Origin of the sequence: Anaeromyxobacter terrae (assembly GCF_022690685.1) — a bacterium.
Classification (GTDB): domain Bacteria; phylum Myxococcota; class Myxococcia; order Myxococcales; family Anaeromyxobacteraceae; genus Anaeromyxobacter; species Anaeromyxobacter terrae.
The window spans coordinates 1-5,186 of sequence record NZ_JALCYY010000120.1 but is presented as its reverse complement, the minus strand read 5'-3'; the positions used below and the strand labels follow the sequence as shown (position 1 = coordinate 5,186).

Genomic DNA, 5,186 nt, shown 5'->3' with positions numbered 1-5,186 from the left:
CCCCCGCGCCGCAGCGGCCCTCTGGCGCCGCGTCGACGCCCGCCCCGCAGCCGGCTGCCCCCGCGCCAGCGCCCGCGCCCGCGCCCGCGCCAGCCCCGAGCCGCGGTACCGACTCCACGTCCGGTGACACGGGTGCGCGCCCGGCGCCGGCTCCGGAGCGTTGAGCCTGGGCTGCGCGAGCGGCCAGCAATCGGCCGGCTAGATCGTTCCCGCCTCGCTCGAGCGTCCGAGCGGGGCGCGAACGATCGCCTCGTAACGCGGTCCCTTGGGTGAGAGGTGCGACTCGAAGAGCACGAGCTCGCCGGCGCGCCACGCGACGCCGTCGCCCTGGGCGGCCTCCGCGAGCGCCCCGCCGAGGCCGGGCGCGCCGCGAGCGTCGCGCGCGCGGCCGAGCGTGAGGTGCGGGGAGAAGGGGCGCGCCTCCGGCGCGAAGCCGAGCGGCGCGAGCCGCCGCCCGAGGTCCTGCACGAGCGCTCCGAGCGTGGCGACGTCGCCCTGGATCCCCACCCACACGACGCGCGGCCGGCGCGCGTTCGGGAACCCGCCCGCGCCCTGCACCTCGAGCGCGAGCGGGCGCGACGCCGCGGCCGCGGCGCGCACGGCGTCCGACACCGCCTCCACGCGCGGCTCCGGCACTGCGCCGAGAAACTGGAGGGTGAGGTGGACGTTCTCCGGGACGACCCAGCGGACGTCGTCGGACGCGCGACCCGCCGAGCGGCGAAGGTGCGCCGCCGTCGCGGCGATGCGGCGCCGGACGAGGTCCGTCGGCTCGAGCGCGACGAAGAGGCGGTGGCTCTTGCCCTCCACCACACGAGGTGTAGCGGACCGTGCGGCGGATGGCGAGGAGCGAGAGGGGGAGCAACGGAGGAGCGCGACCTGGGCCCAGCACGTGGTTCGACAGGCTCACCACGAGCGGTCGATGGAGTCTGCTCGCTGGCTCGGGCCCTCGACCGCGACCGTCAGGAACTACTCGACCGTCACGCTCTTCGCCAGGTGCCGCGGCTGAGCATCTTGCCGCGGGAGCGAAGACGCTCCCCCGGACCCCCGGCGCGCTCTGGCGCGGCCTCCTCCGGCCGCGCCGCCGCGCGCTGCTACTCGACCGTCACGATCTTCGCCAGGTTCCGCGGCTGAGCATCTTGCCGGGGGAGCGAAGACGCTCCCCCGGGCCCCCGGCGCGCTCTGGCGCGGCCTCCTCCGGCCGCGCCGCCGCGCGCTGCTACTCGACCGTCACGCTCTTCGCCAGATTTCTCGGCTGATCCACGTCCGTGCCCTTCAGATCCGCGACGTGGTAGGCGAGGAACTGGAGCGGGATGATCGAGACGAGGGGCGCGAGGAGCGGCGGCGCGGGGGGCACCGTGAGCGCCACCTCGGCGAGGCTCGCCGCGTGGGTGTCGCCCTCGGAGACGACCGCGAACACGTGGCCGCCGCGGGCGCGGACCTCCTCCATGTTCCCGAGCGTCTTCTCGTACGCCCGCTCCTGCGTGGCGAGGACCACGACCGGCAGCTCCTCGTCGATGAGGGCGATCGGGCCGTGCTTCATCTCGCCCGCCGCGTAGCCCTCGGCGTGGATGTACGAGATCTCCTTGAGCTTCAGCGCCCCCTCCAGCGCGACGGGGTACTGGCTCCCGCGCCCGAGGAAGAGGACGTCGCGCGCCGTGCTGCAGCGCTTCGCGATCGGCATGAGCGCCGCCTCCTGGCGGATCATCTGCTCCATCCAGGAGGGGACGTGCCGGAGCGCCTCGAGGTGCTCGCGTGCGGCGTCGGCGGAGAGCGTGCCGCGCAGGCGGCCGAGCTTCACGGCCAGGAGATACAGGCCGGCGAGCTGGGTCGTGAACGCCTTCGTCGAGGCGACGCCGATCTCCGGGCCGGCGCGGGTGAAGAGCGTCCCGCCGTCGCACTCGCGCGCGATCGCGGAGCCGACGACGTTGCAGATCGCGTAGGCCTTCGCGCCGCGGGCCCGCGCGATCTTCACCGCCGCGAGCGTGTCGGCCGTCTCGCCCGACTGCGAGATGGCGAGGCAGAGCACGCGCTCCGAGACCAGCGGATCGCGGTTGCGGAACTCGCTCGCGAGCTCGACCTCGACCGGGATGCGCGCGAGCGCCTCGATCATCTGGCGGCCGGACAGGCCGGCGTGCCAGGAGGTGCCGCAGGCGACGATGACGATCCGCTCGAGCCCTCTCACGTAGTCCTCGGGCAGCTCGACCCCGTCGAGCGTGACGTCGCCCTGCTCGAGCGACGCGCGCCCGCGGATCGTGTCCGCGACGGCCCGCGGCTGCTCGAAGATCTCCTTGTGCATGAAGTGCTTGTGGCCGTCCTTCTCCGCGGCCACCGCGCTCCACTCGATCCGGCGCGGCTTGCGCTCGACCGGCTCGTCGTCCCGTCCGTAGATCGTGATCCCCTCGGCGGTGAGGACCGCGAGCTCGCCCTCCTCGAGGTAGCTCACCTCGCGGGTGTGCTCGAGGATCGCCGGCACGTCCGAGGCGAGGAAGCTCTCGCCCTCGCCGTAGCCGACCACGAGCGGCGAGGCGTTCTTCGCGGCGACGATCTCGCCGGGCCGCTTCTCCGACACGACCGCGATCGCGTAGGTGCCCTGGACCTGCGCGAGGGAGGCACGGACGGCGGCATGCAGGTCGCGGGCGCCGTCCCTGAGCGCGTCGGCGATGAGGTGCGCGAAGATCTCGGTGTCCGTCTCCGAGGCGAACTTGTGGCCTCGCCCGGTGAGCGCCGCCTTGAGGTCGAGGTGGTTCTCGATGATGCCGTTGTGCACCACCGCCACGCCGCCGTACGAGTGCGGGTGGGCGTTCTCGTCCGACGGCCGGCCGTGCGTCGCCCAGCGGGTGTGGCCGATGCCCGTGCAGCCGGGCAGGGGCCCGTCGCGCAGGATCGTCACGAGGTTCTGGAGCTTGCCCTTCGCCCGCTTCACCGCGAGGCCGGACGGCCCGACCACCGCGACGCCCGCGGAGTCATAGCCGCGGTACTCGAGCTTCCTGAGCCCGCCGACGATGAGATCGACGCACTGCCGGGGACCGACGTAGCCAACGATTCCGCACATGAGGGCCTGCCTTCTACCACGGGGGGCGGGTTCGCCCGCTAGCTCGCTCGTCCGCCGCGCGGGCCCTCGCCTGGAGCCGGCGGCGGCGCGGCCTCGGCCGCCCCTTTGTTCTGCTTCTCCGCCTGCCGCCTGGCCACCCACCCCTCCTTCGTCACTTGCTTGGCACGCCCGAGCGCCAGTGAGCCGGGCGGCACGCTGTCGGTGAGGGTGGAGCCCGCCGCGACGTAGGACCCGGCGCCGATCTCGATGGGCGCGACCAGGATCGAGTCCGAGCCGATGAAGGCGCCCTCGCCGATGACGGTGGGGTGCTTCTTCTCGCCGTCGTAGTTGCACGTGATGGTGCCGGCGCCGACGTTCACGCGCGGGCCGATCACGGCGTCGCCGAGGTAGGTGAGGTGGTTCGCCTTCGCGCCCTTGCCGAGGCGCGTCTTCTTCGTCTCGACGAAGTTTCCGACGTGCGCCTCCTCGCCGATCTCGCTGCCGGGGCGGAGCCGGGAGAACGGTCCGACGATCGCCCGCGCTGCGACGGTCGACGCGTCGATGACCGTGTATGGGTTCACCGTGACGCCGTCGGCGAGCGTCGCGTCGGTGATGATCGCGCCCACGCCGAGCCGGCAGCCCGCTCCGACGCGGGTGCGCCCCTTGAGGCGGACGTTCGGCTCGATCACGGTGTCGGCGCCGATCTCGACGCCCTCGTCGCAGTCGAACCGCTCCGGGTCCTCGATCGTCACGCCGCCGCGCATGAGCGCCGAGGCCCGCCGGCGCAGGAGCACGCGCCCGGCCCGGGCGAGCTCCTCGCGGTCGTTCACGCCCGACGCCTCCTCGGGCGGGACCGGCACCGCGACCACGCCGCCGGCGCGCGCCGCCATCGCGATGAGATCGGTGAGGTAGAACTCCGCCTGGGCGTTCTGGCTCCCCACCTTCGAGAGCGCGTCCCACAGGAACGCCGCGTCGGCGCAGTAGAGCCCGGCGTTCACCTCGTCGATGGCGCGCTCGGCGTCGTTCGCGTCCTTCTCCTCGACCACGCGCGCCGGGTTGCCCGCCGGATCGCGGACGATGCGCCCGTAGCCGCGCGGGTTCGCGAGCTTCATCGTCGCGAGCGCCAGGGTGGCGCCGCCGGCGCGGGCCGCGACCACGCGGTGGAGCGTCTCCGCCTGGAGGAGCGGCGTGTCCCCGGAGAGGATCGCGATGGGGCCGTCGAACGCGCCGAGCGCCTCGCGCGCGGCGAGGACGGCGTGGGCGGTCCCGAGCTGCTCGCGCTGCACGGCGAAGCGCAGCGGCGCGCCCGGCAGCGCGGCCGCGAGCGCCGCCTCGACCGCCTCCGCCTGGTGGCCGACGACGGCGACGACCGGGTTCGCGCCGATCTCGAGCGCGCGCAGGAGCGGGAACCAGGCCAGCGGGCGTCCGCCGACCTCGTGGAGGACCTTGGCCTTCTGCGACTTCATCCGGGTGCCCTTGCCGGCGGCGAGCACGATCGCGGCGAGGGGGGTGGGAGCGCTGGTCATGACGCGGCAGGCTAGGCTCGCCCCGGCTTGGTGATCAAGCCCGTGGAGCGGGTCCAAGGCCCGGAAAGGCCGGCGCGCGGTGGTACAGGTGGTGGATGCCCGTCCTGCTCGCGCTCGTCCTCTCCGCGACCGCCGTCTCCAGCCGGGGCGCGGTCGCGACCGCTCACCCGCTCGCGAGCGAGATCGCCGCGGACGTGCTGCGCCGGGGCGGCAACGCCGCCGACGCGGCGGTCGCGGCCGCGCTCGCGCTCTCGGTCGTCGAGCCGCAGTCCTCGGGCCTCGGCGGCGGCGGGTTCGCGCTCGTCTACGACGCGCGCGAGAAGACGGTCCACGCGCTCGACTTCCGCGAGGTCGCGCCGGGCGCCGCGACCCCGGACATGTACGCCGCGCAGGGCGACGCGGCGGGGCGGCCGGCGCGCTCGCTCGACGGCGGCCTCGCGGTGGCGGTCCCGGGCGCGGTGAAGGGGTACGCGGAGCTCGCCCGCCGCTTCGGGACGCGGCCGTTCGCGGCGCTCGCCGCGCCCGCGGCGCGCCTCGCCGAGCGCGGCTTCCCGGCCTCCCCCTCCTACGCCGACGCGGCCCGCGCCCGGCTGGAGTGCCTCGCCGCCCGGCCCGCCGCGGCGAGGGAG

General features: G+C 74.8%; 4 protein-coding genes. 1 reads left to right on the top strand and 3 read right to left on the bottom strand.

Annotation, left to right across the window (positions count from 1 at the left end; all coding sequences use genetic code 11):
- Positions 1-198: 198 nt before the first annotated feature.
- The 3 genes from thpR to glmU all read right to left on the bottom strand — a co-directional run bounded on the left by thpR (position 199) and on the right by glmU (position 4,557).
- Entirely contained in the window at positions 199-807 is a 609-nt protein-coding gene (thpR, locus tag MNY62_RS25180; RefSeq protein ID WP_242347079.1) for an RNA 2',3'-cyclic phosphodiesterase, read from the bottom strand.
- Between the two features lie 409 nt (positions 808-1,216).
- The gene (gene glmS / locus MNY62_RS25175; protein ID WP_242347078.1) at positions 1,217-3,052 is read right to left on the bottom strand and encodes a glutamine--fructose-6-phosphate transaminase (isomerizing); all 1,836 of its coding nucleotides are present in this window, start codon (positions 3,050-3,052) and stop codon (positions 1,217-1,219) included.
- Positions 3,053-3,090: 38 nt separating this feature from the next.
- Positions 3,091-4,557: a bifunctional UDP-N-acetylglucosamine diphosphorylase/glucosamine-1-phosphate N-acetyltransferase GlmU gene (gene glmU / locus MNY62_RS25170; RefSeq protein ID WP_242347077.1), complete on the bottom strand. Its 1,467-nt coding sequence runs from the start codon at positions 4,555-4,557 to the stop codon at positions 3,091-3,093.
- A gap of 95 nt (positions 4,558-4,652) precedes the next feature.
- Between glmU and MNY62_RS25165 the strand changes: the two genes are divergently transcribed.
- Positions 4,653-5,186: gamma-glutamyltransferase (locus tag MNY62_RS25165; RefSeq protein ID WP_242347076.1), on the top strand; the 534-nt coding region annotated here is incomplete at its 3' end.